This window comes from Streptomyces sp. CLCI03 (assembly GCF_053615355.1).
In genome coordinates this window covers 4,163,040-4,185,653 of sequence record NZ_CM132132.1, presented here as the reverse complement: position 1 = coordinate 4,185,653, position 22,614 = coordinate 4,163,040, and the positions used below count along the sequence as shown (strand labels likewise).

Annotated in this window: 25 protein-coding genes; 12 read left to right on the top strand and 13 right to left on the bottom strand. The window is 69.7% G+C overall.

What is annotated here, in order from left to right:
• The first annotated feature begins 80 nt into the window (after window positions 1–80).
• Entirely contained in the window at window positions 81–899 is an 819-nt protein-coding gene (locus tag ACWG52_RS19305) for a hypothetical protein (RefSeq protein WP_389804455.1), read from the top strand.
• A gap of 99 nt (window positions 900–998) precedes the next feature.
• Here the strand turns inward: ACWG52_RS19305 and thiC are convergent, their stop codons facing one another.
• Complete coding sequence (gene thiC, locus ACWG52_RS19300; protein ID WP_389804452.1) at window positions 999–2,786, bottom strand: phosphomethylpyrimidine synthase ThiC; 1,788 nt, start codon at window positions 2,784–2,786, stop codon at window positions 999–1,001.
• A 212-nt stretch (window positions 2,787–2,998) separates the two neighbouring features.
• On the opposite strand from thiC, the gene ACWG52_RS19295 reads away from it, so the two are divergent.
• Window positions 2,999–4,489 carry a YibE/F family protein gene (locus ACWG52_RS19295; RefSeq protein ID WP_390166631.1) on the top strand — a complete coding sequence of 497 codons (1,491 nt, stop codon included), beginning with the start codon at window positions 2,999–3,001 and terminating at the stop codon, window positions 4,487–4,489.
• A gap of 79 nt (window positions 4,490–4,568) precedes the next feature.
• On the opposite strand, the gene ACWG52_RS19290 is transcribed toward ACWG52_RS19295, so the two are convergent.
• From ACWG52_RS19290 to ACWG52_RS19275, 4 genes are all read right to left on the bottom strand, one after another.
• Window positions 4,569–5,018 carry an SsgA family sporulation/cell division regulator gene (locus ACWG52_RS19290; protein ID WP_033215002.1) on the bottom strand — a complete coding sequence of 150 codons (450 nt, stop codon included), beginning with the start codon at window positions 5,016–5,018 and terminating at the stop codon, window positions 4,569–4,571.
• Between the two features lie 97 nt (window positions 5,019–5,115).
• Window positions 5,116–5,862 carry an IclR family transcriptional regulator gene (locus ACWG52_RS19285; RefSeq protein WP_386022904.1) on the bottom strand — a complete coding sequence of 249 codons (747 nt, stop codon included), beginning with the start codon at window positions 5,860–5,862 and terminating at the stop codon, window positions 5,116–5,118.
• A gap of 295 nt (window positions 5,863–6,157) precedes the next feature.
• Window positions 6,158–6,385 (bottom strand): DUF5326 family protein, encoded by a 228-nt coding sequence (locus tag ACWG52_RS19280; RefSeq protein ID WP_371588099.1) that lies wholly within the window; start codon window positions 6,383–6,385, stop codon window positions 6,158–6,160.
• A 155-nt stretch (window positions 6,386–6,540) separates the two neighbouring features.
• Window positions 6,541–6,858, bottom strand: coding sequence for a cupin domain-containing protein (locus ACWG52_RS19275; protein WP_030008372.1), 318 nt, complete (start codon window positions 6,856–6,858; stop codon window positions 6,541–6,543).
• Between the two features lie 89 nt (window positions 6,859–6,947).
• Here ACWG52_RS19275 and ACWG52_RS19270 point away from each other — a divergent pair, with 89 nt between their 5' ends.
• From ACWG52_RS19270 to ACWG52_RS19250, 5 genes are all read left to right on the top strand, one after another.
• On the top strand, window positions 6,948–7,328 hold the full coding sequence (locus tag ACWG52_RS19270) for a phage holin family protein (protein WP_030713863.1): 381 nt from the start codon (window positions 6,948–6,950) through the stop codon (window positions 7,326–7,328).
• Window positions 7,329–7,339: 11 nt separating this feature from the next.
• Complete coding sequence (locus ACWG52_RS19265; RefSeq protein WP_390139366.1) at window positions 7,340–7,831, top strand: low molecular weight protein-tyrosine-phosphatase; 492 nt, start codon at window positions 7,340–7,342, stop codon at window positions 7,829–7,831.
• Window positions 7,828–8,988 carry a cystathionine gamma-lyase gene (locus ACWG52_RS19260; protein WP_453129033.1) on the top strand — a complete coding sequence of 387 codons (1,161 nt, stop codon included), beginning with the start codon at window positions 7,828–7,830 and terminating at the stop codon, window positions 8,986–8,988. Before ACWG52_RS19265 ends, ACWG52_RS19260 begins: the two co-directional genes overlap by 4 nt.
• Before the next feature lie 186 nt (window positions 8,989–9,174).
• The gene (locus tag ACWG52_RS19255; RefSeq protein ID WP_453129032.1) at window positions 9,175–10,080 is read left to right on the top strand and encodes a LysR family transcriptional regulator; all 906 of its coding nucleotides are present in this window, start codon (window positions 9,175–9,177) and stop codon (window positions 10,078–10,080) included.
• A gap of 60 nt (window positions 10,081–10,140) precedes the next feature.
• Window positions 10,141–10,620 carry an NUDIX domain-containing protein gene (locus ACWG52_RS19250; RefSeq protein WP_389804436.1) on the top strand — a complete coding sequence of 160 codons (480 nt, stop codon included), beginning with the start codon at window positions 10,141–10,143 and terminating at the stop codon, window positions 10,618–10,620.
• Between the two features lie 31 nt (window positions 10,621–10,651).
• On the opposite strand, the gene ACWG52_RS19245 is transcribed toward ACWG52_RS19250, so the two are convergent.
• Window positions 10,652–11,839 carry a globin domain-containing protein gene (locus ACWG52_RS19245; protein ID WP_390139359.1) on the bottom strand — a complete coding sequence of 396 codons (1,188 nt, stop codon included), beginning with the start codon at window positions 11,837–11,839 and terminating at the stop codon, window positions 10,652–10,654.
• Window positions 11,840–11,981: 142 nt separating this feature from the next.
• Complete coding sequence (locus ACWG52_RS19240) at window positions 11,982–12,632, bottom strand: HAD family hydrolase (RefSeq protein WP_389804430.1); 651 nt, start codon at window positions 12,630–12,632, stop codon at window positions 11,982–11,984.
• 155 nt (window positions 12,633–12,787) lie between these two features.
• On the opposite strand from ACWG52_RS19240, the gene ACWG52_RS19235 reads away from it, so the two are divergent.
• From ACWG52_RS19235 to ACWG52_RS19225, 3 genes are read left to right on the top strand one after another with little or no spacing between them, the layout of a single operon-like run.
• Window positions 12,788–13,681, top strand: a complete 894-nt coding sequence (locus ACWG52_RS19235) for a GNAT family N-acetyltransferase (RefSeq protein WP_390139357.1) — start codon at window positions 12,788–12,790, stop codon at window positions 13,679–13,681.
• Window positions 13,682–13,704: 23 nt separating this feature from the next.
• Window positions 13,705–14,157, top strand: a complete 453-nt coding sequence (locus ACWG52_RS19230) for a GNAT family N-acetyltransferase (protein ID WP_389804938.1) — start codon at window positions 13,705–13,707, stop codon at window positions 14,155–14,157.
• A gap of 56 nt (window positions 14,158–14,213) precedes the next feature.
• Window positions 14,214–15,383 (top strand): winged helix DNA-binding domain-containing protein, encoded by a 1,170-nt coding sequence (locus ACWG52_RS19225; RefSeq protein WP_453129031.1) that lies wholly within the window; start codon window positions 14,214–14,216, stop codon window positions 15,381–15,383.
• Window positions 15,384–15,437: 54 nt separating this feature from the next.
• On the opposite strand, the gene ACWG52_RS19220 is transcribed toward ACWG52_RS19225, so the two are convergent.
• Window positions 15,438–16,823 carry a serine hydrolase domain-containing protein gene (locus tag ACWG52_RS19220; RefSeq protein WP_389804422.1) on the bottom strand — a complete coding sequence of 462 codons (1,386 nt, stop codon included), beginning with the start codon at window positions 16,821–16,823 and terminating at the stop codon, window positions 15,438–15,440.
• 9 nt (window positions 16,824–16,832) lie between these two features.
• Window positions 16,833–18,299: a replicative DNA helicase gene (dnaB, locus tag ACWG52_RS19215; protein WP_030713894.1), complete on the bottom strand. Its 1,467-nt coding sequence runs from the start codon at window positions 18,297–18,299 to the stop codon at window positions 16,833–16,835.
• A 452-nt stretch (window positions 18,300–18,751) separates the two neighbouring features.
• Between dnaB and ACWG52_RS19210 the strand changes: the two genes are divergently transcribed.
• Complete coding sequence (locus ACWG52_RS19210) at window positions 18,752–20,089, top strand: MATE family efflux transporter (protein ID WP_390166628.1); 1,338 nt, start codon at window positions 18,752–18,754, stop codon at window positions 20,087–20,089.
• A gap of 143 nt (window positions 20,090–20,232) precedes the next feature.
• Here ACWG52_RS19210 and rplI read toward each other — a convergent pair whose 3' ends face one another.
• The 4 genes from rplI to rpsF form a co-directional block, all read right to left on the bottom strand.
• Window positions 20,233–20,679 carry a 50S ribosomal protein L9 gene (gene rplI, locus ACWG52_RS19205; protein ID WP_030008386.1) on the bottom strand — a complete coding sequence of 149 codons (447 nt, stop codon included), beginning with the start codon at window positions 20,677–20,679 and terminating at the stop codon, window positions 20,233–20,235.
• Window positions 20,680–20,697: 18 nt separating this feature from the next.
• Entirely contained in the window at window positions 20,698–20,934 is a 237-nt protein-coding gene (gene rpsR / locus ACWG52_RS19200; RefSeq protein ID WP_005315025.1) for a 30S ribosomal protein S18, read from the bottom strand.
• 43 nt (window positions 20,935–20,977) lie between these two features.
• Window positions 20,978–21,571: a single-stranded DNA-binding protein gene (locus ACWG52_RS19195; RefSeq protein WP_389804415.1), complete on the bottom strand. Its 594-nt coding sequence runs from the start codon at window positions 21,569–21,571 to the stop codon at window positions 20,978–20,980.
• Window positions 21,572–21,643: 72 nt separating this feature from the next.
• A complete protein-coding gene (gene rpsF / locus ACWG52_RS19190; protein ID WP_004950685.1) occupies window positions 21,644–21,934 on the bottom strand; it encodes a 30S ribosomal protein S6 in 291 nt (96 codons plus the stop codon).
• 251 nt (window positions 21,935–22,185) lie between these two features.
• Between rpsF and ACWG52_RS19185 the strand changes: the two genes are divergently transcribed.
• The gene (locus ACWG52_RS19185; protein WP_030008388.1) at window positions 22,186–22,488 is read left to right on the top strand and encodes a hypothetical protein; all 303 of its coding nucleotides are present in this window, start codon (window positions 22,186–22,188) and stop codon (window positions 22,486–22,488) included.
• The last annotated feature ends 126 nt before the right edge of the window (window positions 22,489–22,614 follow it).

Below are 22,614 nucleotides of genomic sequence, written 5' to 3'. Positions count from 1 at the left end.
CTATCCGTAGCAGGCTCTCCTCCGTTTGTGCCGGCGCCCGGGTCTACGCGGGCATACCGGCTTCTACGGAGCATCGGGGGATGCACATGACCAGCGCTCCGCACCTGCTGACCGAAGACCGACCGGAGTTCGATCGGCTCGTCGACGAGGCGCTGCGCGCCGCGCACGAGCGGCCCGAGCTCGCCACCCTCGGCGAACGGCTGAACGCCGAACAGCTGCGCACCATGGCCCAGGGCGCCAGCGCCCTGCTGGCGGCCGCGGCCGCCGCCGAGTACGTCCACTACGTGAAGGTCCGCGAGGAACGACGCGACGAGGCACTGGCCTCACCCGGCACGACGGGAGACGAGGACGACGCCCAGGGCAGCGGTGGCGGCGCGGGCATCAGCGCCGTGGTCGCGGTCCTCGCGCCCGTCCTGGCGGGCACCGCCATGCTGATCTTCCTGCTCGTCGGCTACATCCTGAAGATGATCGAGCCCGAACCGGCCTTCGCCGAGACGATGCTGACGGCGGGTTGGCTCTTCGGCGGGCTGACCGCGGCCGCCCTGCTCGTCGCGGTGATCGGGCTGCTGGTGACGGCCGTCCGCAACAGCTCGACCGAGGTGGCGGCGGACGAGACCGAGGCGATACCCGACGAGGTCGCCCGGGCCCGCGAGGCCTGGCGGCACGCGCTGCTGGAACGCGGCATCGTGCCGTTCCTGCGGGACGCCCTGGCCGACCCGAGCGCCGGCCCGGGCTTTCCGACCCCCCGCACACCGGCGGCCGGCCGCATCCCCAACCTGGGATACAGCCGGCCGGACTTCACCAGTCCGGGGTCCCCGTCGGAGAGTCCCCGGCCCGGCTACACACCTCCGGACTTCACGAGCCCGGACTTCGGCGGCCCGGAACACCGGCCGGAGTGACCTCCGCCGGGCAACCCGGGCCGTACGGCGGGACGGCTCAGGACCCGCGACTCCCCCCATAGGGTCGCGGGTCCTCTCCGTCAGCCGTGCCGGCCCGCGTCAGTCGGCCAGCGGCAGGTAGACGCGGCTGCCCGAGGCCGCGAACTCGGCGGACTTCTCCGCCATGCCCGCCTGGATCTCCTCCGCCTTCAGGTCGCCACCGTGCTCACGACGGATGTCCTGCGAGATCTTCATCGAGCAGAACTTCGGACCGCACATGGAGCAGAAGTGCGCGGTCTTGGCCGGCTCCGCCGGGAGGGTCTCGTCGTGGAACTCGCGGGCCGTGTCCGGGTCCAGGGCCAGGTTGAACTGGTCCTCCCAGCGGAACTCGAACCGCGCGTCCGACAGGGCGTCGTCCCACTCCTGGGCGCCCGGGTGCCCCTTGGCCAGGTCGGCGGCGTGCGCCGCGATCTTGTACGTGATGACGCCGGTCTTGACGTCGTCACGGTTGGGCAGGCCCAGGTGCTCCTTGGGCGTCACGTAGCAGAGCATCGCGGTACCCCACCAGGCGATCATCGCGGCGCCGATGCCCGAGGTGATGTGGTCGTAGGCGGGCGCGACGTCCGTGGTCAGCGGGCCGAGCGTGTAGAACGGCGCCTCCTCGCAGATCTCCTGCTGGAGGTCGATGTTCTCCTTGATCTTGTGCATCGGGACGTGGCCCGGGCCCTCGATCATCGTCTGGACGTTGTGACGCTTGGCGATCGTGTTCAGCTCGCCCAGCGTCTTCAGTTCGGCGAACTGGGCCGCGTCGTTGGCGTCCGCGATCGAGCCGGGGCGCAGACCGTCGCCGAGGGAGTACGTGACGTCGTACGTCGCGAGGATCTCGCAGAGCTCCTCGAAGTTCGTGTAGAGGAAGTTCTCCTTGTGGTGCGCGAGGCACCACGCGGCCATGATCGAGCCACCGCGCGAGACGATGCCGGTCTTGCGACGGGCGGTCAGCGGCACGTAGGGCAGCAGCACGCCGGCGTGGACCGTCATGTAGTCGACGCCCTGCTCGGCCTGCTCGATCACCGTGTCCTTGTAGATCTCCCAGGTCAGGTCCTCGGCGCGGCCGTCGACCTTCTCCAGCGCCTGGTAGAGCGGCACGGTGCCGATCGGGACGGGGGAGTTGCGCAGCACCCACTCGCGGGTGGTGTGGATGTTGCGGCCGGTCGAGAGGTCCATGACCGTGTCGGCGCCCCACTTGGTCGCCCAGGTCATCTTGTCGACCTCCTCCTCGATGGAGGAGGTGACCGCGGAGTTGCCGATGTTGGCGTTGACCTTCACCAGGAACCGCTTGCCGATGATCATCGGCTCGATCTCGGGGTGGTTCACGTTCGCCGGAAGTACCGCGCGACCTGCGGCGATCTCCTCGCGGACGACCTCGGGGGAGACGTTCTCGCGGATCGCGACGTACTCCATCTCCGGGGTGATCTCGCCCCGGCGGGCGTACGCGAGCTGTGTGACGGCGGCGCCGTCGCGGCCTCGGCGGGGCTGGCGGGGACGGCCCGGGAAGACCGCGTCGAGGTTCTTGAGGCCACCGCGCGGCGAGGTGTGCTTGATGCCGTCGTCCTCGGGGCGCACGGGGCGGCCCGCGTACTCCTCGGTGTCCCCGCGGCTGATGATCCAGTTCTCGCGCAGCGGCGCGAGACCCCGGCGGACGTCGGTCTCGATCTGGGGGTCGGTGTACGGACCGGACGTGTCGTAGAGCGTCACGTCCTTGCCGTTGGTGAGGTGGACCTGGCGGACCGGCACCCGGATGTCGGGGCGGGAGCCCGCCACGTAGCCCTTGTGCCAGCCCGGCTTGCGCTCGGTCGAGCCGTCGGCGTCCTGGCTGACGGCAGGCGTGCGTGCGTCCTGAATGGTCATGAGACCTGATCTCCCTACGCCGGCATTACCCGGTAACAGGTTCGGCGGTCGACGCAGCCTCTTCCCGTAGGCATCTGTGATGCCCGTACGGTGATCAGCGTCCTCTCAGCCCGGTGCTCCGAGCTCCCGCGTTGTGCAAAGGTGCCCCCACGCTAGCGTCATCCATGGCGTGCTGAACAGTGGGCCCCCTCATCTCTTGCGATGATCTGCTGGTGACGCCCTCGCCGCAGCCCCCCATCGAGCCCACAGAGACCGTTGGCCACATCGGCCACCCGCATGAGGGCCCCGGACCGTCCGCGAGACCGTCCGACGGGCACTCGGACGGGCATCCCGACGGGCATCCCGACCCGCATTCCGGCGGGCACGCGGGCGGCGGCTCCGGCGGGCGCCCATCGGATCGGTCCCACGGCCATGGCCACGGACACGGCCATGGCCACGGCCCGGCGGCCCCCGTCTCCCAACACCTGCGCAAGGTCATCGCCGCCGTACTGATCCCCTTCGCCGCGGCCGTCTTCGTCGGCATGGTGGTGCTCTGGCCGGGCGGCGCCCCCGGCCACGAGCGCACGGGGGTGGGGTTCGACCGGCAGACCCAGCAGGGCGTGGTCACCGCGCTCGAACAGGTCGACTGCAAAACCGTGAACGCCGCTCAGGTCCCGACGACCGCGGCTCCTTCCACCCCGGAGGGCCGCCAGGCGCAGGCCGAGCAGACCGGTGAGTGCAAGAAGGCCACCGTCGAGGTCAGCACCGGGCCGGACAAGGGCCGCACCTTCGTGGAGGTCGTCCAGCCGGGCGCACCACGGCAGTTGGAGGACGGTCAGGAGGTGGTGGTGGCCTACGCGCCGGACGCGCCCCGCGACCTCCAGTACTCGGTGATCGACGTGAACCGCAAGCTCCCGATGGCGCTGCTGGCCGGCATCTTCGCGGCCGCCGTCGTCCTCGTCGGGCGGATGCGCGGGCTGTTCGCGCTGGTCGCGCTGGTGGTCAGCTTCGGCGTGCTGACCCTCTTCATCCTCCCGGCCATCCTGCAGGGTTCGAACCCGCTGGTCGTCGCGGTGGTCGGGGCGAGCGCCATCATGCTGATCGCGCTCTACATGTGCCACGGGCTGACCGCCCGTACCTCGGTGGCCGTCCTCGGCACGCTCGTCTCGCTGTTGCTGATCGGGCTGCTCGGTTCGGGGTTCATCGACTGGGCGTTCCTCAGCGGCAACACAGACGACAACACCGGGCTGATCCACGGGCTGTACCCGGACATCGACATGAGTGGTTTGCTGCTCGCAGGCGTGATCATCGGATCGCTGGGCGTGCTCGACGACGTGACGGTCACCCAGACGTCGGCGGTGTGGGAACTGCACCACGCGGACCCCTCGATGGGGCCGCGCGCCCTCTACCGGGCGGCGATCAGGATCGGTCGCGACCACATCGCGTCGGTGGTCAACACCCTGGTACTGGCCTACGCGGGTGCCGCGCTGCCGCTGCTCCTTCTGTTCTCGATCGCGAACAGCAGCATGGGTTCGGTGGCCAACAGCGAGCTGGTGGCGGAGGAGATCGTACGGACCCTCGTGGGGTCGATCGGCCTGGTGGCCTCGGTGCCCGTGACAACGGCGCTGGCCGCGCTGGTGGTTTCCGCCGACCGACCGGGATCCCCGGCCGGCGCCCCGGCCGCAGGGCCGGTCCGCGGCCGGGGGAAGCGGCGCAAGCGCTGATCTCCGGGTCTCCGGATCACCGATCAGCCGGCCGGCTGATCGGCAGGTCGGCAGGTCGGCAGGTCGGCAGGTCGGCAGGTCAGCCGGCGTTCTGCTCGTTCTGCTGCGCTTCGGCGAGGATCTTGCCGAGGGCCTCGTCGAGGTTCTCCTCGAAGTCTCCGAGGTTGCGCTCCTGTCCGAGGGGAACGATCCGGTCGGTCCGGTCGAGGAACGCGACGAGCGGCGCCGCGCTGGCGCGGAACAGGGCCCGGTCGCCGCCGACCTGGAGGCGGATGTGGACGTCGGACAGATCCTCCGGGTGGGTGGGAGCGATGTGCACATCGCCGTCACCGCATGGCTTGTTGATGCCGTCGAGAAGGAGTTCCCGGCCGAACGCCCAGGTCACGGGCGCATCTCCGGGAAGGTGGAAGGTCAGGCGGACTGCGTAGGGGTCGCGTGCGTCGTACCGGAGTTCCACCGGAATCCGGAACGAGAGCTCCTCGGAAACGAGGAAGCTCATCATGACCTCTGCCTGTACCGACTCGCGCATTGACTACCCCGCTGTAGTTGAAGTGGCCAGGAATGATCCCCCAGGACCCACTTGACAAGAGTGGTGGAAGCGGTAGCAGATCACAAGGAGTGAGTTTTCAGATACTGATAGAGAACGAGAGGGTGCTCAACAGCGCGCCTACTTCACTCCGTAGCCGATCGACTACATAGAGCAATCGTTCTTCTTGGTGGAGGGGTAGAGAAATGGCCATCGTCGCGACCGTATCGCCGGCCGTAAGGGGGATGGCGGCACAGATCGTGCCGAGGGCATATTCCTGACGTTCGATCACCGGCTGCATTCGCCCGAGCGCCCCGATCCGGTTTTCCAGGGACCGCAGATCACGGACGGTATAGGGGGTGATGGCCTCGACCGGATGACGGTCGTAGTAGTCCTTGCGCGTCTTCTCGTCGAGTTGCCCCAGCAGGCACTGCCCGATGGCGTGCGCGTGGCCGGTCTCACGGAAGTCGGCCCATTCCTCGCAGGCCGGGCTGGCCGGAGTGTCCGAGACACCCACGACCTCGATCTCGCCCTCGCGGTAGACCGCGAAGTAGACGGGGGCCCCGACCACGTCGCGGAAGTGCGCGAGCGAGTCGAGGATCATGCTGCGACGTTTCTGCTGGAGTCCCCCACCGGCGAGCCGGGCCGCGGCCTCGCCCAGTACGAACACTCCGCGCACTCTGCGCAGATAGCCCTCGTGCGTCAGTGTGCGCAGCAGGTGGTACGCGGTGGGAAGCGGGAGCCCGGCCTCGCGCGCCAGCTGTTTCGCCGGGGCTCCCCCGCTATGGGACCCCGCCGCTTCGAGCAGCCTCAGCGCGCGCTGCACCGAAGCGATCAGAGTCGGCACACCGGCATTGTGAACCGGAGACAAAGCTCACCCCCAGGCGTGGCGGCGGGCCTTTGGGGAGGCCCGCCCTGCGGGGGCCGCCCCCGCGCGTGCCGTGGCTCCTGGGGGTCGTACTCGGCGGCTCGTTTACGTCGCCGCAGGTCAGGGCGGCAGGTCGGAGCGGTGGTACCGGCTTTCGGTGCCCAGGGAACGGCATAGATTGCCACTCTATCCACCGATTCCGGGGATGTGAGCCGTTCAGCGGGTCAGGTTCCCTCACCTGGCTCAATCCCGGATCCGACCGGACCGCTCCTGGTCACCACTCGCCGGAGGAGGACTTCGAGCCGCCACCGCTGAACTTCTTCACGACGAAGATCAGGCCGCCGACGAGGCCGACGAACAGGAGGAGCTTGAAGACGATCCCGATCAGCGCGCCCAGGATGCTGGTGATCACACCGCCGAAGACGAAGAGGGCCAGCAGCGGAACCGCGACCCACTTCACCCACCAGGGCATGCCTGCGAATATCTCTCGGATGCCGTCCATGTCCTCGACCTCTTCTTCGTCCGTGACTTCGTCCGTTGCTTCCTGCTCTCGATGCTAGGAGTCCAGGGCTTCGTATCGGGGCCCGCGAGCCCCCGGAGTCCCCTGATCCGCCCCTTAGGGGGATCAGGGCAGCGACCCTCATCCGGCCGGGCCGCTCAGCCCTCCGGAGGGGAGAAGACCACCATCACCTTCAGGTCCTCGGTGATGTGGTGGAACTTGTGCGCGACACCCGCCGGGACGTAGACGACGCTGCCGCGCGCCACGGTCGTGGTCTCCTCCCCGACGGTGATCGAGGCCCGGCCGCTGACGACGAAGTACACCTCGTCCTGCCGGTGCGGAAGCTGCGGATCGATCTGTCCGGCGTCGAGCGCGTACAGCCCGACCGACATGTTCCGCTCGCGCAGGAACTGCAGATAGGCGCCGTCGTTCGCGGCCCGCTCCGCTTCGAGCTCGTCAAGCCGGAAGGCTTTCATCGTCGTTGTGCCCCTTGTACTCGATCGTTCCCTCGCATCCGCTGATCTGCGGATGTCCCACCGGGATCTTCTCTGCCACGATCAGACACATGACGAATTTCGTAGTCAAGACGCTCGCCAACGCGGCGGCCCTGGCCGTCGCCATCTGGCTGCTTTCCGGCATCACCCTCGACGACGGCAGCAGCACGGGCCGACGGGCGCTCACCCTGATCCTGGTCGCGCTGGTCTTCGGCCTCGTCAACTTGCTCGTCAAGCCGTTGGTGAAGCTGCTCTCGCTGCCGCTTTTCATTCTCACCCTCGGCCTGTTCACCCTCGTGGTGAACGCCTTGATGCTGCTGCTGACCTCGTGGCTGGCCTCGAAGCTCGATCTCAGCTTCCATGTCGACGGCTTCTGGACCGCCCTTCTCGGCGGCCTGATCATTTCCATCGTCTCCTGGGCCATGAACATGGTCCTGCCCGACAAGAACTGAACGGGCCTGCCATGTACCGCGTCTGCTTCGTCTGCACGGGCAACATATGCCGCTCCCCCATGGCCGAGTCGGTCTTCCGCGCCCATGTGGCGGCGGACGGACTAGCCGCCCTGGTCGAGGTGGACAGCGCCGGGACCGGCGGCTGGCACGAGGGGGACGGCGCCGATCCGCGCACCGTCGCCGTCCTGGAGGCGGCCGGCTACGAGCAGGACCACCGGGCCCGCCGGTTCCGGTCCTCCTGGTTCGCGCGTCTGGACCTCGTCATCGCGCTCGACGCCGGGCATCTGCGGGACCTCCGGGCACTCGCGCCCACCGCGCACGACGCCGCGAAGGTGCGGCTGCTGCGGTCCTACGATCCGGCGGCCTCGGCCACCGAGACCGACGTACCGGATCCCTACTACGGGTCGCTCGACGGGTTCGAGGAGTGCCTGGAGCTGGTCGAGGCCGCGAGCCCCGGCCTGCTGGATGCCGTACGCGCCGCCGTGAAGGAGCCCACCCCATGAACGAACACGCCCCCCAGGGAGCCGGAGCGGCCGGGCTCAGCGACGGCACCCGCGCCGTCCGGGCCGGACTGCCCGAGGCCGTCAAGAACGAGCCGCCGCTGCCCGGACCTGTCTTCGCCGCCCACTTCCACCTCCCCGGCGACGTCGAGGGTCCGTACGCGTACGGCCGTGACACCAACCCGACCTGGACGCTGCTGGAACGCGCGATCGGGGAACTGGAGGCTCCCGGCGAGGACGTGCACACCATCGTCTTCGCCTCCGGCATGGCGGCGGTCTCCGCCGTCCTCCTCTCCCAGACGCACTCCGGCGACACCGTGGTCCTGCCCGACGACGGCTACCAGGCGCTGCCCCTGCTGCGTGAGCAGCTGGAGGCGTACGGGATCCACGTGCGCACCGCTCCGACCGGTGACGACGCCCAGCTCGCGGCCCTCGACGGGGCCCGACTGCTGTGGATCGAGACCCCGTCCAACCCCGGGCTCGACGTGTGCGACGTACGCCGCCTCGTGGACGCGGCACATGCCGGCCGGACCCTGGTCGCCGTCGACAACACCCTGGCCACCCCGCTCGGGCAACGCCCCTTGGAGCTGGGGGCGGACTTCTCGGTGGCGAGCGGCACCAAGGGCCTCACCGGCCACGGCGACGTCCTGCTCGGGTACGTCGTGTGCCGCGATCCGGAGCTCGCCGCCCGCGTCCGGCGGTGGCGCAAGATCGTCGGCGCGATCCCGGGCCCCATGGAGGCCTGGCTCGCCCACCGCTCGCTCGCCACGATCCAGCTGCGCGCGCAGCGCCAGTGGGCCAACGCACAGGCCGTGGCCGAGGCGCTGACGCACCGGACGGACGTGAGGGGACTGCGCTATCCGGGGCTCGCCACGGATCGCTCGCACAAGACGGCCGCCCGACAGATGCGGGGCTTCGGGTCGGTGGTCTCCTTCACCCTGCCCGACCGCGCACACGCGGAGCGGTTCATGGCGGCCCTGCGCCTGGTCGAGGACGCCACGAGTTTCGGCGGGGTACGGTCCACCGCCGAGCGGCGCGGGCGCTGGGGCGGCGACGCCGTGCCGGAGGGCTTCATCCGCTTCTCCGCCGGCGCGGAGGACACCGAGGACCTGGTCGCGGACGTGCTGCGCGCCCTTGACCACGCGGGCGCCCGGGGCTGAACCGGGCAGGTGCCTCGTCGTGGAGAACGGTCCGAGCCTCCCCCCTGGTGGCTCGGACCGCCCCGGGTTCCCGCGTGAAGAACCACGCGACAAGGCTAATTGACTCTGCGTCAGAGTCCAATCACGGTAACGACAGGGACCTATCTGCATATTTATAGTTGAAGGCCCCCACCGAGAGGTGCAGCGATGGACCTGACCCTGCTGCGCACCTTCGTCGCCGTCCACCGGGCGGGCTCGTTCACCCGGGCAGCCACCCTCCTCGGGCTGTCGCAGCCCGCCGTGACCTCACAGATCCGCACCCTGGAACGACAGTTGGGGCGCCCGCTCTTCCATCGCCGGGCCCGTGGCGTCACCCCCACCGCCGTCGGCGACGAGCTGGCCCACAAGGCGGCCCCGCACCTGGACGCCCTGTTGCGGATCACCGAGTCCGAGCGCGGGGCCACCGGTGCGTTACGCACCCTCCATGTCGCCGGGTCCCCCGAGTTCCTGTGCCTGCGTGTGCTGCCGGCCCTCGCCCTCCTGGTCGGCCAGGGGCACACCCTGCGCGCCACCCCGCAGACCGACGCCGAGGCGAGCCTTCACGGGCTCGCCGCCGGCCATCACGACCTCGTCGTCACCACCGCCCACCCACGGGGTGGGCTCTTCACCGCCACCGCGCTGTGCGACGAGGAGCACGTCCTGGTCGCCGCGCCGTACTGGGCGGCCCTCGTCGACATGGACCGGCTGCGCGAGGAGGGTTGCGCCGCCCTGGACGGCATCCCCCTCGTCGAGGTCCACGAGAGCCTGCCGCTCGTCACCCGCTACTGGACCGGCGTCTTCGACACCCTGCCCGATGCCAGGTTCCTGGCCGCCACCGTGGTCGTGCCGGACCTGCGAGCCGTGCTGGAATGCGTCCGAGCAGGCGCCGGGCTCGCCGTCCTGCCCCGCTACCTGTGCCAGGACGCCCTCGACAGCGGTCGGATCGTGGCGTTGGCGGAGCCCGCGGTGCCGCCGCTGCGTACCTGGTTCCTGGTCGTACGGACCGGGAGTCTGGCCCTCGCCCACCTCGCCCGGGCGCACGACCGGCTGCTGGACGCCGCCGCGCACTGGTGAGTCGACCCTTTTCCGACCGTGGCGCGTTTCAGAAGCGGAGTGGCGGGCCACTCTTCTCCCATGACCGAACGTCCCGTGGTCAAACGCACCGCCCGCGCGATCCTGCTCGACGGTGACGACCTGATCCTCATCAAACGCACCAGGCCCGGCGTCGACCCGTACTGGCTCACCCCCGGCGGAGGAGTGGAGCCCTCGGACCCCACCGTCGTCGACGCGCTCCACCGGGAGGTCCACGAAGAACTCGGCGCGAAGATCACCGATGTGGTCCCCTGCTTCGTCGACACCGTCGAGCACATCGCCGACAGGGGGGTGACCGGCGTGAAGGTGCAGCACTTCTTCGTCTGCCACCTCGAATCGATGGACCCGAGCCTCCGGCACGGCCCCGAGATCGACGAACCCGAGGGTGAGTACGAGATCGTCCGCGTGCCCTTCAGCAGGGTGGGCATCGCCGCCGTCCACCTCGTCCCGCTGTCCCTGCGGCACTATCTCGACGGCAACATCGAGGGTGTCCGCGCCATGCACGCTCCCGACCTGGGCTGAGTCCGGCCTGAGACCGGGGCTGCCTCCGGTCTCAGCCGGCGATGCCGGCGAGCTCCTCCACCGCGTCGTGCCGGATCCGCTCGCAGGGGATGCCGATCCGCAGGAGCTCGTCCACTCCGTTGCGGATCATCGCGGGCGGCCCGGAGATGAACGCGTCGTACGAGCTCCACGGCCCGTGCTCACCCACGGCCTGCGGCAGCTGTCCGGCCAGGCCGTCGCCGACCACCGGGCGCACCGACAGCCACGGATGCGAGCGCTGGAGCCCCAGCAGCGTGTCCTTGTCGTAGAGGTCGCTGTTGCTGCGGGCCCCGAAGAACACCTCGACCGGACGCCGCTCGCCGTGCTCGGCCACGTCCTCGATGAGCGCCTTGATCGGCGCGATCCCCGTGCCCCCGCCCAGGCACAGCATGCCGTTGTCCGTGGTGTGGTCCACCACCATCGACCCGGCCGGCGGTCCCAGGCGCAGGACGTCTCCCGGTCGGGCGTGCCGCACCAGCGCGTTGGAGACCCAGCCCGCGGGGACGGCCTTGACGTGGAAGGACAGCAGTCCGTCGGCGCGCGGCGCCGAGGCGAAGGAGTAGTGCCGCCATACCCGCGGCCACCACGGGGTCTCCAGGCTCGCGTACTGGCCGGCGAGGAAGGCGTAGGGCTGGTCGGGGCGGACCGTCAGCACCGCGATGTCCGGGGTGCGCAGATCGTGCGAGACCACCTCGGCGTTCCACCAAGCCGGGGCTTTCACCTCCTCCTCCGCCGCCGCGTCGATCATGATCTGGGAGATCGCGGTGTACGCGCGTACCCAGGCGGCCTGTGCCTCGGGCCCCCAGCTGTGGTGCGCGTAGCAGGCCAGTGCCCCGACGAGGGCCTCGCCGACCGCCGGGTAATGACCGGCCATCGTGCCGTACTTGCGATGCCCGGCGCCCAGTCGGCGCAGGTAGGGGACGAGGACGGCGGGATTGTCGATGTGCTCGGCCGCGGTCAGCAGCGCCTTCAGCAGGCGGTCCCGCTGCACGTCCATGGCGACGGGGAACATGCCGCGCACCTCGGGGTGCCCGGTGAAGACCAGAGCGTAGAAGTACGAGGTCACCTTGTCGGCGACGGGGGCGATCTCCGCGAGGGTCCGGCGGATGAGTACGGCATCCGGTGAGGGCTCGATCGCACCGCCCTCGCCGGATATCCGGGCCGATTCGCGTCTGGCCGATCTGGTGGGCGGAGCGTCCATGCGGTGCCTCGCTTCGAGCATCTCGGTCGGTCTGCACACGCCACGGCCTGTGAATCCGTGGTTCCGGGTTTCACAGCGTGCCGGCCGACTCAGAGGCCTGCGGGGAAATGCAGAAAATCCGCGTTTCGAACCCACTTTCCTCCTAAGATGCGTCAACTCCCGGGCGCGTCAATCCCACGAGCTGGTATGCCTCTCGCAGATCCCGACCTTCGTAGACATGGGTCGCCCGCTCGGCCAGGAAAGGCCGCGCATTGACCGCCACCGAAACCGGCACCACGTCGAAGAGCAAGGCGTCGGTCACCGAATCCCCGTAGGCGACACAGTCGTCCCGGCTCACACCGAACTGCGCGCAGAGCCGGTCCGCCACCATGACCTTGCCCTCGGGCGTGAGGATCCCGGACTCCTCCACGGGACGTGTGAAGGGCACCGCCGGGAAGACCGAGCCGTGTGCGGCATCCGCACCCCACTCCAGCAGCAGCTCCACGAAGAACGACGGAGACAGGGAGATCACCGCGCAGTAGTCCCCGCGTTCCCGGATCTCCTGCCACACGTCCCGGATCCCCGCGAGCCAGGGAGCCCCGTCGAACGCCGCCCGGACGTGGGCGGGCGTCAGATCGGCCCAGAGCGCGTGGGCGGCCACCGAGAACTGGTGCGGCCTCATCTTCTGTGCGCCGAAGGCTCGTTCCAGCTCGGCGATCTCGGCGCTCAGCCCGAGCTGCCGAGAGATCTCGACCGGCGAGGACGAGCCGTACATCAGCGTCCCGTCGAGATCGAAGAGGTGCAGGAGGGTCATAGCCCACGAGGCTAGCCGGTCCGTTTCACGTGAAACACCGCGTTTCACGTGAAACATCGTCCGGCACCCCGTGTCGCGGCGCCTGGCGTTTCACGTGAAACATCCACCCGCAAACCCTCTGGACGACTCCCGGTCCATGATCCAGTCTGGGCCGGGTGACACCACCACACATCACCGATCTACCGATCCGAGCGCTGACCGTGGATGATCTCCACCGCTGCGCCGACCTGTCCGAAGATCGCGGATGGCTCCGCGAGGAACACAAGTGGCGTCTGCTCCTCGCCGCAGGAAGCGGCTACGGCGTCGACGCCCCGGACGGCCGGGGACTCGCGGCCGCATGCGTGGTCACCCGCTACGGCGAATCGCACGCCGGTCCGGAGCTCGCCGCCATCGGGATGGTCCTCGTGGCCGACCGCTTCGCCCGCCAGGGTCTGGGCCGCCGTCTGATGACCCACGTCTGCGACGGCGTACTCAAGGGCGTTCCCCTCACCTTGCACGCCACTCCGTACGGACGACCCCTGTACGAGGAACTGGGCTTCGAGACCACCGGCCGCGCCGAGATGCTGAGGGGCGCCTTCCGACACGAGACCGCCCCCGCCACAAGCGGAACCTCCCGGATCCGGCCGGCGACCGCGGAGGACCTGCCGCGCATCCTGCGCCTGGACACCGAGGTCTTCGGCACCGACCGGACCCACATGATCACCCGGCTCCCCTCCTTCGCCGACCGGCTGGTCGTCGCCGAGGACCGCTCCGGGGACGGCACACTCACCGGCTACGCCGCGGCCTGGCCCAATATGGACACCCAGGTCATCGGCCCGCTGATCGCCCATGACACCGCGACCGCCCAGTCCCTGGTCACCGCGCTGGCGACCGGCACCGACCGGGAGCTACGCACCGACGTGGACGTACGGCACGAGGAACTCCTCGCCTGGCTCAAGGACCGGGGCCTGGCCTCCGTCGCCTTCAACGCCGTCATGACGCGGGACATCCCCGACCTGCCCGGCGACTGGACCCGCCGGTGGGCGCCGCTCACCGTGGCCGCGGGCTGAGAGGAGAACGCGTCATGACCGACATTCCCGAGCTGACGATCCGGCCGGCCACCGAGGCCGATGTGCCCGCCATCGTCGCCATGCTGGCCGACGACCCGCTCGGCGCCACCCGCGAGTCCCCGGAGGACCTCACCCCGTACCTCGCGGCACTGAAGCGCCTCACATCCGACCCGAACCAGCATCTGGTCGTCGCCGTCCGCGCCGACCGTGTCGTGGGCACCCTCCAGCTGACGATCGTCCCGGGGCTCTCCCGCAAGGGAGCCACCCGTTCCATCATCGAGGGCGTCCGCGTACACGCCGACGAACGTGGCGGCGGCCTGGGCACCCGGTTCATCGAATGGGCCGTCGAGAAATCCCGTGCCGAGAACTGCGCGCTGGTGCAGCTGACTTCGGACGCCACCCGGACCGATGCCCACCGCTTCTACGAACGGCTCGGCTTCACCGCCTCGCACGTCGGGTTCAAGCTCCAGCTCTGACCGGACTTCCCGTGGGCCGGGCCGTCGCATCGGCGACCCGGCCTACGATCGGGAGGATGAGCCTCCCTCTCGTCACCACCGCCGAGCGACGCCACCGGCTCGGCCGGCGCCACCGCCTGGCTCCGTCGGCCCACGCCGCGACCGCCGCGGAGGCCGCGGACTCCGTCGTCGCCCTGCATGCCACCGACGCCGCGACCGTCTTCCTCTCGGCGCGCGCCCGGCTCACCGCGGGCGGCCCGGACACGATCGAGCGGGCGCTCTACGAGGACGTAAGCCTCGTGCGCCTGCTCAGCATGCGCAACACGCTCTTCGCGGTCTCCACCGAGCTCGCCCCGCACGTCGACGCCTCCACCGCCCGCGCGATCGCCGCGAAGGAGCGCCGCACCCTCCTCAAGCACCTCGACGAGGACGGACAGGGACTCGACGCCGCGTGGCTCGCCGAAGCGGAAGCCGCCGCGCTCACCGCGCTCGACATCCACGGCCCCTCCACGGGAAGCCAGTTGTCCGCGGCCGTACCCGCGCTGCGCCAGAAGATCACCATCAGCCGTGGCAAGAAGTACGAGACCGAGCAGGGGGTCGCCACCCGGGTCATCCGACTGCTCGCCGCCGACGGCCGGATCCGCCGTGACCGACCACGCGGCTCATGGACCTCCAGCCAGTACCGCTGGGTCCACACCGAGCCCTGGCCCGCCGTACCCGCCGCCGAGGCCCGCGCCGAGATCGCCCGCCGATGGCTGCACGCCTACGGCTCCGCCACCGAGGCCGACCTCAAGTGGTGGACCGGGTGGACCCTCACGGAGGTCCGCAAGGCGCTCGTCGCCGTGGGCCCCGACCAGGTCCGCCTGGAGGACGGGAGCACCGCCCTGGTCGGCCCGGGGGACACGGGGCAGGAACCGGCGCCGGAGCCCTGGGCGGCGCTGCTGCCCGGACTCGACCCCACCGGTATGGGATGGGCCGACCGCGGTTTCCACCTCGACCCCGCCCACCGGAGCGCCCTGTTCGACTACGCCGGCAACATCGGCCCCACCGTGTGGTGGAACGGCGAGATCGTGGGCGGCTGGGCGCAGCGTCCCGACGGTGAGATCGTCTGGCGGCTGCTGGGCAACCCCGGCCGGGCCGCCGAGCAGGCGATCACCGCCGAGGCCGGGCGACTCGCCACATGGGTGGGAGAGGCCCGGATCACCCCGCGCTTCCGTACGCCGCTGGAACGTGAACTCGTAGCCTGATCCGTTCACCGGTCCGCGGCCGACGAGGCCCCGGACCGGACCGTACCCGGACCGTCAGCCGATGCCCCGCCAGCCCTGCGGGTCCACCCCGCCCGGCACCGGGGCGTCGGGATCGTACGGCTCCCGGGTGAACACGAAGGACGCCAGGTCGAGATGGCTCACCGAGCCGTCGGCACGGCGCACCGCCCGCAGCGTCTCACCGGCGTAGTAGCCGGAAAGCCCGGTCCAGCTGCCGTCCGGCTCCGCCCGGAACCGGGCCGTGCGCCCGCTCACGCCCACCGGGCCCAGTTCCAGCAGCCCGTCCGCCGTCAGGCGCACCACTTGGGGCGAAGTCCCCCAGTACCAGGGACCGCACAGTTCGAGCGGCACGTGGTCCGACTCCAGGAACGGCCGCCACGGCCGCGGGAAACGCGGTTCGGCGTCCGCCACGATCCCCACGAGATCCGCAGCCACCGTCGAGGCAGGAAGTCCCGAGGTGCAGTTCGCCAGCACCACGGCCGCCAGGTCGTCCGCCTCGCTCAGCCACAGCCCCGCGACGAAGCCGGGCAGCGATCCGCTGTGCCCCACGAGCTTGCGCCCTCCGACGGAGGCCAGTTGCAGGCCCAGCCCGTATCCCTGCTCGGCGGTCCCGGGCTCCGGGGGCGAGGCCGCCGTACGCATCTCCCGTACGGACTCGGCGCACAGGACGCGCTCGTCACCGCGCAGCAGGAAGGCGGCGAACCGTGCCAGGTCCCGGGTCGTGGACCACAGCCGGCCGGCCGCGGCCATCAGCCCGAGGTCCTCCAGGGGTTCGGGCATCATCACGTCGGCCCAGGGGTGCACCGCCCAGCCGCCCGCGTGCGGAGCCTGCGGCTGTCCGCTCGTGCGCTCCAGCCCCAGCGGCTCCAGCACCTCGGCGCGCAGCGCCTCTTCCCAGGACCGTCCACGCACCGCCTCCACCAGCGAACCCAGCAGGGTGTAACCGGGGTTGGAGTAGTGGTGCCTGGTTCCCGGCGTCAGTTTGAAGGGCTCCTCCCCCAGCACGTCGCCGAGCTCGGGCCGCTGCGCGCCGGGGGTGCGCTCCCACCACTCGCCGGGTGTTTCCGCCGCCAACCCACTGGTGTGGCAGAGAAGTTGGCCGATGGTCACCTGACCGGCAGCAGTTCCCGTCAGGTGTTTCTCCAACGGATCGGCGAGCGAGATCAGACCCTCGTCCCGCAGCCGCATCACGAGGACCGCCGTGAACGTCTTGGTGATCGACCCGATCCGGTACTGCACGTCGCCGTCCGGGCCGTGCCCCTCGACCGAGGTCCGGGAGCCCTCCCAGACCACTTCACCGCCACGCAGGACGGTCGCCACCACGGACGGCGCCCGCCCTTCGCTCTGCGCGACGGCGATCCGGTGCCTCAACGCACGTCGGGTGGAGGGGAGAAGTTCCAGGTCCTCAGCAAGCTCATCCATGGTCGGATGCTACGTGTTGGCCATGTCCACGAAGCGTGAGTAGTGGCCCTGGAAGGCCACCGTGATCGTGGCCGTGGGGCCGTTACGGTGCTTGGCCACGATCAGGTCCGCCTCACCCGCACGGGGGGACTCCTTCTCGTACGCGTCCTCACGGTGCAGCAGGATCACCATGTCCGCGTCCTGCTCGATCGAACCCGATTCACGGAGGTCGGAGACCATCGGCTTCTTGTCGGTGCGCTGTTCCGGACCACGGTTCAGCTGGGAGAGCGCGATCACGGGGACCTCCAGCTCCTTCGCCAGCAGCTTGAGGTTTCGGGACATGTCCGAGACCTCCTGCTGACGGCTCTCGGGACGGCGCGAGCCGCCCGACTGCATCAGCTGGAGGTAGTCGATGACCACGAGCGAGAGGTCGTTGCGCTGCTTGAGCCGACGGCATTTGGCCCGGATCTCCATCATCGACAGGTTGGGGGAGTCGTCGATGTAGAGCGGGGCCGCGGAGACGTCCGGCATGCGGCGGGCGAGCCGGGTCCAGTCGTCGTCCGTCATCGTGCCGGAGCGCATGTGGTGGAGCGCCACCCGGGCTTCCGCCGAGAGCAGGCGCATGGCGATCTCGTTGCGCCCCATTTCGAGGGAGAAGATCACGCTCGGCAGGTTGCTCTTGATGGAGCAGGCCCGGGCGAAGTCCAGCGCGAGCGTGGACTTACCCATGGCGGGGCGGGCGGCGATGACGATCATCTGGCCCGGGTGCAGGCCGTTGGTGAGCGAGTCCAGGTCCGTGAAGCCGGTGGGAACGCCCGACATCTGGCCGCTGCGGGAGCCGATCGCCTCGATCTCGTCGAGGGCGCCCTCCATGATGTCGCCGAGCGGCAGGTAGTCCTCGGAGGTCCGCTGCTCGGTGACGGCGTAGATCTCGGCCTGGGCGCTGTTGACGATCTCGTCGACGTCGCCGTCGGCCGCGTAGCCCATCTGCGTGATCTTCGTGCCGGCGGCGACGAGACGTCGCAGGACGGCTCGCTCGTGGACGATCTCCGCGTAGTACTCGGCGTTCGCCGCGGTCGGCACGGACTGCACCAGGGTGTGCAGGTACGAGGCCCCGCCCACCTTGCTGATCTCGCCGCGACGGGTCAGCTCGGCGCCGACGGTGATCGGGTCGGCCGGCTCGCCCTTGGCGTACAGGTCGAGGATGGCCTGGTAGATCGTCTCGTGGGAGGGCCGGTAGAAGTCATGGCCTTTGAGGACCTCGACGACATCCGCGATGGCGTCCTTGGAGAGCAGCATGCCGCCGAGCACCGACTGCTCGGCGTCGAGGTCCTGGGGCGGGACGCGCTCGAAGCCGCCGCCACCGCCGGAGTCCCAGGAGCCGCCCTCGCGGCCCCGGTCGTGCTGTTCGTCCCCGCGGCCACGGCCTTCGCTGTTACGGCGCGGACGGGCGGGCAGACGGTCACCCGGACCGCTGTCGGCCCAAGGGTCGTCCATGGGCTCGGGCATGCTCACCGGGCCGCCTCCTCCCGTCCGCAACGCGGACCTCGCCGTGTCACTCTTTCTACGACACGGCTCTGACATTTGGGGCACCCGAAACCGCCGTCGGCGAGTCGGGCAACGAACCACGGTAGGCCCGAGAGCGGCGTCAGCCAATCTTGTTATCCACAGGCTGTGTGGATGACATGTGGATGACGGCGCCAATGCTGTGGGTAACTCGCCGGAAGCTGTGTACGGACCGGGGGACGACGCTGTGGACAAAATCACCCGCGCCACCCTGTCACCCACTCTGACCTGCGATTTCCACCTCCAGCCGCAACGGTGGAGAAAATTCTTGGCCACTGTCTCAAGATCGCCTCCAACGAGGTGCGAGGAACGCCCAAGTCAACGCGCCAGTAAGGATCCAAAGGGTGTTGCATCCATTACCTGTGGAAGATTAGATTGAGCGCATGACACAGGCTCTCGCAGCACCCAAGGCAGGGCCGGGACGGCATGACCGAGAGATCTTCGCACTCGCTCTCCCCGCCTTCGGCGCGCTCGTCGCCGAGCCCCTCTTCGTGATGGCAGACAGCGCCATCGTGGGACACCTCGGCACCCCCCAGTTGGCCGGCCTCGGCATCGCCGCAGCGGTCCTCACCACCGCCGTGAGCGTCTTCGTCTTCCTCGCCTACGCCACCACCGCGGCCGTCTCCCGCCGCGTCGGCGCCGGAGACCTCCAGGCGGCCATCCGGCAGGGGATCGACGGTATCTGGCTCGCCCTCCTGCTGGGCGCGGCCGTCGTCGCCGTGGTGCTGCCCGCCACCCCCGCACTGGTCTCGCTCTTCGGGGCCTCCGACACCGTCGCCCCGTACGCGATCACCTATCTGCGGATCTCCACCCTCGGTATCCCGGCCATGCTCATGGTCCTGGCAGCCACAGGGGTCATCCGCGGCCTCCAGGACACCCGTACGCCGCTCTACGTCGCCATCGGCGGCTTCGCCCTCAACGCGGGCCTGAACGTCGCCCTGGTCTACGGTGCGGGCCTCGGCATCGCCGGCTCCGCCTGGGGCACGGTCATCGCCCAGTGCGCCATGGCCGCCGCCTACCTCGTCGTGGTCGTCCGTGGCGCCCGGCGCCACGGTGCCTCGCTGCGCCCCGACGCCGTGGGCATCCGTGCCTGCGCCCAGGCGGGCGCCCCGCTGCTGGTCCGCACCCTGTCACTGCGCGCGATCCTGATGATCGCCACCGCCGTGGCCGCCCGGCTCGGCGACGCCGATGTCGCCGCCCATCAGATCCTGCTCTCCCTGTGGAGCCTGCTCGCCTTCGCCCTGGACGCCATAGCCATCGCCGGACAGGCGATCATCGGCCGCTACCTGGGCGCGGGCGACACCGACGGCGCCAAGGCCGTCTGTCGCCGCATGGTGCAGTGGGGGATCGCCTCGGGCGTCGTGCTCGGACTGCTGGTCGTCCTGGCCCGCCCGGTGTTCATCCCGCTGTTCACCAGTGACCCGGCCGTCGAGGCGGCCCTGCTACCGGCCCTGCTGGTCGTGGCCCTCTCGCAGCCCGTGTCCGGCATCGTCTTCGTGCTCGACGGGGTCCTGATGGGCGCCGGAGACGGCCGCTACCTGGCCCGGGCCATGCTCCTGACCCTGGCGGCCTTCGCCCCGGCGGCGCTGCTCGTACCGATCCTCGGAGGCGGCCTGACGGCACTCTGGTGGGCCATGACGCTGATGATGGTGGTCCGGATGATCACGCTGCGGCTGCGCGCCGGCTCGGGCCGATGGCTGATCGCGGGGGCCACCCGCTGAGGGGTGTGCCGGCCGGCCCCGATCGTGTTTCACGTGAAACATCCGAGGCCGTGTCCCGGCGGGCGGTGTTTCACGTGAAACACCGCCCGACAACGACGAAGGGCCGCACCCCCTGAGGGGTGCGGCCCCTCCGTGCGCAGCCCTTAGGCGGCGACGACCTCGATGCCCACGTTCGCGGCCACGTCGGCGTGCAGACGCACGGAGACCTGGTACGAACCGAGGGTCTTGATCGGGGAGCCGAGCTCGACGCGGCGCTTGTCGACCTTCGGGCCACCCGAGGACTCGATCGCCGTGGCGATGTCGGCCGGGGTCACGGAACCGAAGAGACGACCGGCGTCACCCGCGCGGGTGGCCAGACGGACCTTCACACCTTCGAGCTTGGCCTTGACCTCGTTGGCCTGCTCGATGGTCGCGATCTCGTGGATCTTGCGGGCGCGGCGGATCTGCGCCACGTCCTTCTCGCCACCCTTGGTCCAGCGGATCGCGAAACCACGCGGGACCAGGTAGTTGCGAGCGTAACCGTCCTTGACGTCGACGACATCGCCGGCGGCACCGAGGCCAGAAACCTCGTGGGTCAGGATGATCTTCATTAGTCGGTCACCCTTTCCTTATCGTGCGGTGGACGTGTAGGGCAGCAGCGCCATCTCACGGCTGTTCTTGACGGCCGTGGCGACGTCACGCTGGTGCTGCGTGCAGTTGCCGGTAACGCGGCGGGCACGGATCTTGCCACGGTCGGAAATGAACTTCCGCAGCATGTTCGTGTCCTTGTAGTCCACGTACGCGGTCTTGTCCTTGCAGAACGCGCAGACCTTCTTCTTAGGCTTGCGCACAGGCGGCTTCGCCATTGTGTCTCTCCTGTGTGATCAAGAAGTGGGGATGCGAGCTGCCCTAGAAGGGCGGCTCGTCCGAGTAGCCACCGCCGGAGCCGCCGGAGCTTCCGCCCCAACCGCCCCCGCCGCCGCCCTGCTGCTGGCCACCGGCCGGCGCGCTGGACGCCCACGGGTCGTCGGAGGGAGCTCCGCCGCCCTGCTGCTGGCCACCGGGGGCTCCGCCCCAGTTGCCACCGCCGCCGCCCTGCTGCTGACCGCCGCCGCCGTATCCACCCTGGCCACCGCGACCGGTGGTCTTGGCGACCTTGGCCGTGGCGTTCTTCAGGCTGGGGCCGACTTCCTCGACGTCCAGCTCGTAGACCGTGCGCTTGACACCCTCACGGTCCTCGTACGACCGCTGCTTCAGCCGGCCCTGCACGATGACGCGCATGCCTCGCTGAAGGGACTCGGCGACGTTCTCCGCCGCCTGCCGCCACACCGAGCAGGTCAGGAACAGGCTCTCGCCGTCCTTCCACTCATTGGTCTGACGGTCGAAGGTGCGGGGGGTGGACGCGACACGGAACTTCGCGACCGCCGCACCCGAGGGGGTGAAGCGCAGCTCGGGGTCGTCGACGAGATTGCCGACGACCGTGATGACGGTCTCGCCTGCCATGGATGAACCTCTCGGCGGGGATTGCTGCTGGGCTGCTGTGCTACTCGATCCCGATTACCGCTGAACCGAAGTTCAGTGGGTCTCGGGGCGAAGGACCTTGGTCCGGAGAACCGACTCGTTCAGGTTCATCTGTCGGTCAAGCTCCTTGACGACCGCAGGCTCGGCCTGAAGGTCGATGACCGAGTAGATGCCCTCGGGCTTCTTCTTGATCTCGTAAGCGAGACGACGACGGCCCCAGGTGTCGACCTTCTCGACCTTTCCGTTGCCCTCACGGACGACGGAGAGGAAGTTCTCGATCAGCGGGGAGACAGCGCGCTCCTCGAGATCGGGGTCGAGGATGACCATCACTTCGTAGTGACGCATGTGGAACCCACCTCCTTTGGACTCAGCGGCCACGGTCGTTCCGTGGCAGGAGGGTCGTGATGCGTGAGCACGGTGTCCGTGAAGCAGACACCGCGCAGCTGTACAGACTACCTGGTCGCGTCCTTCCGGTTGAAATCCGCCGAGAGAGGACCACAATCTGTATCCATCGGGTGTGCTCGGTGCTATGCCCTCGGCCCCCTGCCGGAGGCAGCCCGCAGCACCGCCAGCTTCAGCCAGGAGGTGCCCTTCCGATGGCACAGGCAATGCGGCCCCCTCAGATCTCGCTGCTCTCCACCGACGGCAAGCCCCATCCGCTGCAGGACACCCTGATGGCGGTCACTCTGACCCTCGGCGCCGTGGCGTTCGTCACGGCCTTCTTCCACAACCTTCACCTGATCAGCTCGTGGGCCGGGCTGATCGGAATCCTGACCGGCGCGTACGGACAGTTCGTCTCCGTCACGACACGCGAGCGCTTCGCGCTGATCATCGGCCTTGGCGCGTCTGCCATCGGCTTCTACCTCGGCATGTTCCACGGCGGCCTCTTCGGGGGCTGAGCGGACCGGCCGGGACACCTCCTCGGCAGGGCGCCGGCCACGCACCGGCCCGGGCTCACGGCCCGTCCCCCAGAAGGGTGGCGCCCTTGTCGCAGTAGGCTTCGCGCCATAGCAGCGAAGCCGCCG

Coding starts and splice junctions, on each gene's coding strand:
- ACWG52_RS19275 (WP_030008372.1), bottom strand. CDS start 6,858: ATGAAAGCCTTCCGGCTTGACGAGCTCGAAGCGGAGCGGGCCGCGAAC.
- ACWG52_RS19290 (WP_033215002.1), bottom strand. CDS start 5,018: ATGCGCGAGTCGGTACAGGCAGAGGTCATGATGAGCTTCCTCGTTTCC.
- ACWG52_RS19185 (WP_030008388.1), top strand. CDS start 22,186: ATGGCACAGGCAATGCGGCCCCCTCAGATCTCGCTGCTCTCCACCGAC.
- rpsF (WP_004950685.1), bottom strand. CDS start 21,934: ATGCGTCACTACGAAGTGATGGTCATCCTCGACCCCGATCTCGAGGAG.
- ACWG52_RS19305 (WP_389804455.1), top strand. CDS start 81: ATGCACATGACCAGCGCTCCGCACCTGCTGACCGAAGACCGACCGGAG.
- ACWG52_RS19280 (WP_371588099.1), bottom strand. CDS start 6,385: ATGGACGGCATCCGAGAGATATTCGCAGGCATGCCCTGGTGGGTGAAG.
- ACWG52_RS19220 (WP_389804422.1), bottom strand. CDS start 16,823: ATGGATGAGCTTGCTGAGGACCTGGAACTTCTCCCCTCCACCCGACGT.
- ACWG52_RS19195 (WP_389804415.1), bottom strand. CDS start 21,571: ATGGCAGGCGAGACCGTCATCACGGTCGTCGGCAATCTCGTCGACGAC.
- thiC (WP_389804452.1), bottom strand. CDS start 2,786: ATGACCATTCAGGACGCACGCACGCCTGCCGTCAGCCAGGACGCCGAC.
- ACWG52_RS19260 (WP_453129033.1), top strand. CDS start 7,828: ATGAACGAACACGCCCCCCAGGGAGCCGGAGCGGCCGGGCTCAGCGAC.
- ACWG52_RS19265 (WP_390139366.1), top strand. CDS start 7,340: ATGTACCGCGTCTGCTTCGTCTGCACGGGCAACATATGCCGCTCCCCC.
- ACWG52_RS19240 (WP_389804430.1), bottom strand. CDS start 12,632: ATGACCCTCCTGCACCTCTTCGATCTCGACGGGACGCTGATGTACGGC.
- dnaB (WP_030713894.1), bottom strand. CDS start 18,299: ATGGACGACCCTTGGGCCGACAGCGGTCCGGGTGACCGTCTGCCCGCC.
- rpsR (WP_005315025.1), bottom strand. CDS start 20,934: ATGGCGAAGCCGCCTGTGCGCAAGCCTAAGAAGAAGGTCTGCGCGTTC.
- rplI (WP_030008386.1), bottom strand. CDS start 20,679: ATGAAGATCATCCTGACCCACGAGGTTTCTGGCCTCGGTGCCGCCGGC.
- ACWG52_RS19250 (WP_389804436.1), top strand. CDS start 10,141: ATGACCGAACGTCCCGTGGTCAAACGCACCGCCCGCGCGATCCTGCTC.
- ACWG52_RS19225 (WP_453129031.1), top strand. CDS start 14,214: ATGAGCCTCCCTCTCGTCACCACCGCCGAGCGACGCCACCGGCTCGGC.
- ACWG52_RS19210 (WP_390166628.1), top strand. CDS start 18,752: ATGACACAGGCTCTCGCAGCACCCAAGGCAGGGCCGGGACGGCATGAC.
- ACWG52_RS19270 (WP_030713863.1), top strand. CDS start 6,948: ATGACGAATTTCGTAGTCAAGACGCTCGCCAACGCGGCGGCCCTGGCC.
- ACWG52_RS19255 (WP_453129032.1), top strand. CDS start 9,175: ATGGACCTGACCCTGCTGCGCACCTTCGTCGCCGTCCACCGGGCGGGC.
- ACWG52_RS19245 (WP_390139359.1), bottom strand. CDS start 11,839: ATGGACGCTCCGCCCACCAGATCGGCCAGACGCGAATCGGCCCGGATA.